Below are 3,744 nucleotides of genomic sequence, written 5' to 3'. Positions count from 1 at the left end.
ACCATGAAGCGTTTAGCTACCTGGCGGATGGAGGTGTTACCTGCCTGGTAGGCTGCTACAACTCTTTGCCGCAAATCCAAAGAATGAGTCGGCATTCCTTTCTCTCCTTCCTCTTGAATACCTGTACCCTATTTTAAATTAAAAGGTTGTAGTCTTCGATCTCAAACGCTTCGGGAGCTGCTTCGTGGTTTAGAAACGTAACTTGAAATATGTCGTCGCTTACTCGATCAAACCAATTTGGAGCCGTTGTCTGGCCAGGATAAAAAAGCTCGTCTCCGTCAATACGAAGAATCCAGTCCATGCCCTGATCCAGGGCAAGTTGTATAGCAGTTTCTACGTTAAGGATCTGACGAGCCATGACCTCATAGCCAACATGAGGGCCATATTTTGGGTAGAGAACATTCCCCAATGCTTGTTGGACTTGCAAAGCTTCATCGTTGGGAATAGCCGTTACATCGGAAAACTGAAGTGCCACCTGAATAGCGGGATCCTCTGGATCGTCAAAGAAGATATAAATATGGGCAATTCCAAGGGCAAGGTGATGGCGAATGAACGACTCCAAGCACACGCCTGGATCCCGAACAGTGGTAATTATGCAAACTCTGGCCATGGTGGAGCTGCAAGCCTTTAGGTGAATTGCTTGGCTCCTAGCCAAGTATTGATAGTGAAGCGGCTATCGGCAAAGGCTTGGCTAGGGCTAAATACCGGCAGGATCTCATGTAGGCAACTGCTGGAGAAGAAGACGATGCTGTTATTTGTAGGGGTTACCTCATCGTATGCCCCGTGCAGGATTGGTGGATGAGGTTTTTGCCTTTGGGTATCGTAGATGCGCAGCTCACCTCCTCGATAAGGCTTTGGCTCTTTGTGGAAGTAATATACGCAGCTCACCTGGCGGAAGGCAGTTTGTGGGTAGGAGTTATCGGTGTGGGCGGTAAAGAAGCAGCCATCATGGCTGGCAATCATCTCCATCTCCAAGATTTGAATGTCAAAGTTCTCAATGCCTAGCTCGGCGAAGATTTGGGGAGCAACAGCCGCAATTTTTTCTCGCAGCAGGGATCCATGCTCCTGAAAGTAAGCGAAGTCCAGCCTCAGGGAGCGGCGAAATTTTAGTGACTCTGCCTCGGTGTTGCTCTTGCTGTAGCTCTTGGAAGGGATAAACTTGTCTTGGTGGGTAATGGCATGTTGGAGAATGGCTTGGTTGAGCTCTTGAGGCAGGAAGTTATCCAGCTTGATGTATTTACAGGGGTAAAACCGGTTGGGTTCTGAGGGATCCGGCTGGGTAAAAGTCAGGAATACCGGGTTAGCTGCCAGCAGTGATCCAGGGCTAATTGCTTGGATGTGAGCGAGATCCTGCTCGGTTAACCCTTTGTGCTGGGGATCCCAAGTGAGGAGATGGATCCCTTGGCCTAGATTGGGCAAAACCTTCTGCAGATGAAAACTGGGATCTATCCCCATCAAATCTAGGTTGGCTTGGGCTATGGCTCCGTAGCGGCAATGGTTGACCAAGTATAGGGCTGAGTCGGCCAAGTAATCCCGCAGTAGCAAAGACTGAAGCAGACAGGTACGGTAGTCCGTGAGTTCAGTCCAGAAACAAACGCCAATCTGGGTCTCTGGGAAACATTGACCGAGATCTGCCAAAAGGGCAGGAATGGGGCCTTCTAGGAGTAGAACCCGTTCTTCTAATCCCAACTGAGAAATTTGGGTTTGGATATCTTCTGTGCTGATTGACTTTTCGGATGAGCTCTGTAGGGGATTCCGTAGAATCACTGCTAACTTTTCAGGATAGCGAAGCATTGCCTGCAAAACAGCTGCGGACTCTTCCCAGCCAATCTGGCAGAAGATTTGCTGGCTAGGAAGGCAGGCTAAAGCCCAATCTAAGAGCTGGGTGAGACTCTGAGCTTGCTCCAGTTCTAGGAGAAGATCCTGAGCAAGGTCTTGGCAATCCATGGGGAGGGATCCCTGACGTCTGCTCTAGCTTAATGTACCCAGATCCACCCCCAGTTCTCACAACTTTTAGGCCAGGCGCTCAGCCCTTTGCTGCTCCAGTTCAGCCTTGGCAGGCATCAGTTCCCCAGCGGCAGTGGCCCACAGAATCCAGGTGGCCTCCTACCCTCCCACTTCGCTGGGTACAGCCTCAAAACCTCGCTCGGCATGGGTGGTGGAGATGAGCAAGTCCATCTGGCACGTGTGCCGCCAGCTTTCCATGGGTATGCCATTGTCGTAGGAGAGCTCGTCTTGGGTAGGGGCCATCCAGGCAGGTAAACTGGATTCGGCTCTTGCAGACAGGGATCCATGGGGTTGCTTATAACCTATGCTCGGCTTATCGTTTTCCAGGGCAACAGAGATCCCTTGTTGTTGTGTCCAATCCTAGTAGCCTGTAGGAGCTAGAAGAACCTGCCGCTCAACTTGGGGAGTCGAGAAATGCAAGACATCAAGGCCAATGCTCCGCGAATTCTCCTCAATTGGCCAACTCCGCCAGACTATATCCCGCCCCCGCAGCTTTCAGATCGGCAGGTCAGTCTTTGCCCCAAGAGGAGAGCCAAGGGCTTTGGACTAAACTTTGTCAATCTCTCTAAGGAATTGGTGGAGTGCCCAGAGGGAGACTATGACCTCTATGACTTTGTGCAGCAGTCTGAGCAAATTACAAATAAGGAGTTTGACCTAGTTGTTGTTTGGACTTCCAGTTTCGACCAGATCAGTCCCTTAAATACGAAGAAGTTTGGCTGCCCTACACTCTTGCTTGCTGGAGACACCCACCACTGGAAACTTCCCATCAACCATCTCTTGGCCTACTGGGCTGCTGAAGGGTTTGACTATGTTGCCACTGCCTATAACCGCCAGCATCTCCACTGGTTTGCTGCAGTGGGCGTTGAGAATCTTGCCTGGTTGCCTCTTATCTCCATGCGCACTGTTACCCACGATTGGGTGGAAGATAGAGAAAATCAAGTGGTCTTTATCGGCCAACAGGGATCCCGCCATCCCAGGCGTTGCCGGCTGGTTCAAGCCATAAAGAATGCAGATTTGCCCATCCTCATCAAAACAGCCAACCGCCAAGAGGCAGCCAAATGGTTTGCCCATTCTCTGATTTCCTTTAACTGCAGCCAAAATGGGGATCTGAACTTAAGGAACCTGGAAGTGATTTCTGCAGGGGGCTTTCTGCTTACTGACCAGCTCTCCTTCGCCTCAGGATTGGACGAACTTTTGGCGCCCGGCACCTACTGCGACACCTACAACTCCGAAGCCGAACTCCTGGAAAAAGTTCGCTACTACCTAGACCATCCCCAAGAAGCCATTCAAATTGCCCGCCGCGCTTACCACACCTTTGATGAAAAGTGGCATCCCCGCCACCGCATTCAGAATCTGCTGGACTGGGTGTTTGGGGGAGAGCTGCCGGAGCCCTTTCGTTACTCGCCCCGCTCTGATGTGCGCTACTTTGTCAGCACGGCCAGCTCTGCCTGGATAGACACACGACTAGGAATCTACGAGCCCATTCAAGAGCTGCATCGCGTGCAGGAGCGACTGAGGGTATTTGTTGGCCGAGGCTGTCCTGGGGTGATAGCCGCGGACTTGCTGGACTTGCCGCGGCTGGAGCTGTATGTGGAAGAGGGGTTTGGGGATCCCTGTGGTCTGCTGCAGCAGAAGGGAGTGCCCGAGCGAGTTCATGAGGTGAGGGGGGAGCCAGCCAGTTGGCCTAGTTTTGATGCTGTGGTGTGCACAGCTGAGGACTTGCAGCGGCTGGGGCGG

Annotated in this window: 4 protein-coding genes and 1 pseudogene; 1 reads left to right on the top strand and 4 read right to left on the bottom strand. The window is 51.9% G+C overall.

All coding sequences use genetic code 11. The annotated features are described in order from the left end of the window. The 4 genes and pseudogenes from SYN60AY4M2_RS13815 to SYN60AY4M2_RS14565 form a co-directional block, all read right to left on the bottom strand. Positions 1 to 95: pseudogene (locus SYN60AY4M2_RS13815) on the bottom strand (IS630 family transposase); the annotation flags it as partial. Between the two features lie 38 nt (positions 96 to 133). Continuing rightward, entirely contained in the window at positions 134 to 610 is a 477-nt protein-coding gene (locus SYN60AY4M2_RS13810; protein WP_276307376.1) for a glycosyltransferase family 2 protein, read from the bottom strand. Between the two features lie 17 nt (positions 611 to 627). Further along, positions 628 to 1,527 carry a 2OG-Fe(II) oxygenase gene (locus SYN60AY4M2_RS13805; RefSeq protein WP_099813431.1) on the bottom strand — a complete coding sequence of 300 codons (900 nt, stop codon included), beginning with the start codon at positions 1,525 to 1,527 and terminating at the stop codon, positions 628 to 630. Positions 1,528 to 2,106: 579 nt separating this feature from the next. Beyond that, a complete protein-coding gene (locus SYN60AY4M2_RS14565) occupies positions 2,107 to 2,250 on the bottom strand; it encodes a hypothetical protein (RefSeq protein WP_011432125.1) in 144 nt (47 codons plus the stop codon). A 171-nt stretch (positions 2,251 to 2,421) separates the two neighbouring features. Between SYN60AY4M2_RS14565 and SYN60AY4M2_RS13795 the strand changes: the two genes are divergently transcribed. Next, the coding region (locus tag SYN60AY4M2_RS13795; protein ID WP_143597047.1) for a glycosyltransferase at positions 2,422 to 3,744 on the top strand (1,323 nt) is incomplete at its 3' end.

The organism is Synechococcus sp. 60AY4M2 (genome assembly GCF_002760375.1).
GTDB lineage: Bacteria > Cyanobacteriota > Cyanobacteriia > Thermostichales > Thermostichaceae > Thermostichus.
Note: the sequence above shows the minus strand (reverse complement) of the source record. Positions and strands in the feature narration are given on the sequence as shown.